The organism is Bartonella sp. AA81SXKL, from assembly GCF_042196945.1.
Lineage (GTDB): Bacteria > Pseudomonadota > Alphaproteobacteria > Rhizobiales > Rhizobiaceae > Bartonella.
The window spans coordinates 1-563 of sequence record NZ_JBHIRH010000400.1 but is presented as its reverse complement, the minus strand read 5'-3'; the positions used below and the strand labels follow the sequence as shown (position 1 = coordinate 563).

The following is a 563-nucleotide window of genomic DNA, read 5'->3' as shown; positions in this document are numbered from 1 at the left end:
TTAAAGTAGGTACTAAAAACCCTTTTTTATCTGGGAGGAAGCGCCCTCCTTTTGAAGAAGTGGAAGCGGCGATTCGTACATTTTTGTTATGGATAGGGGAAAATCCAAACCGAGAAGGGCTTTTAGACACTCCAGGGCGGGTCGCTAAGGCCTATCGTGATCTTTTTACCGGGTATGACGAGTCGGTTGAAGAAATCTTGGGAACGGCTTTTGAAGAGGTTTCAGGCTACAATGAACCAGTAATCATGAAAGATCTCTCTTTTTATTCACATTGTGAACATCATATGATCCCAATTGTTGGTAAAGCTCATATCGCTTATTTTCCTGATGAAAAGATTGTTGGTCTTTCAAAAATTGCACGGGTGGTAAACGTTTTTTCGCGTCGGTTACAGACACAAGAAGCTATGACAGCTCAAATAGCTAATGCTTTGGAAACACATCTAAAACCTCGTGGTGTTGCAGTGTTAATTGAGGCTGAACACATGTGTATGACTATGAGAGGAGTACAAAAACAAGGAGCTAAAACGATTACGACAAGTTTTCATGGCTCTTATGAAAAGGAT

1 protein-coding gene is annotated in these 563 nt (G+C 40.9%); it reads left to right on the top strand.

Annotation, left to right across the window (positions count from 1 at the left end; genetic code table 11):
* Positions 1-563, top strand: a 563-nt coding sequence (folE, locus tag ACFINZ_RS11925; RefSeq protein ID WP_375701638.1) for a GTP cyclohydrolase I FolE, incomplete at both ends; no start/stop codon positions are given.